This window comes from Pantoea sp. GbtcB22 (genome assembly GCF_019091025.1).
In the GTDB taxonomy this organism is placed as follows: domain Bacteria; phylum Pseudomonadota; class Gammaproteobacteria; order Enterobacterales; family Enterobacteriaceae; genus Pantoea; species Pantoea leporis.
On sequence record NZ_JAGXKB010000067.1, the window covers coordinates 1 to 310 of the forward strand.

General features: G+C 53.9%; 1 protein-coding gene. It reads left to right on the top strand.

Going from position 1 to position 310, the window contains the following annotated elements; all coding sequences use genetic code 11:
* Window positions 1-310: TCP-1/cpn60 chaperonin family protein (locus KVT28_RS24805; RefSeq protein ID WP_305801799.1), on the top strand; the 310-nt coding region annotated here is incomplete at both ends.

Sequence of the window (310 nt, forward strand, 5' to 3'; positions counted from 1 at the left end):
GTCGCTGCGGGCATGAACCCGATGGATCTGAAGCGCGGTATCGATATAGCCGTTATCGCCGCCGTTGAAGAACTGAAAACCCTGTCTGTGCCTTGCCAGGATTCACGCGCGATTGCACAGGATGGTACCATCTCTGCTAACTCTGATGAAACCGTGGGCAAACTGATTGCAGACGCGATGGACAAAGTGGGCAAAGAAGGCGTTATCACCGTTGAAGAAGGCACCGGCCTGCAAGAGGAGCTGGACGTGGTTGAAGGTATGCAGTTTGACCGCGGCTACCTGTCTCCGTACTTCATCAACAAGCCAGAAA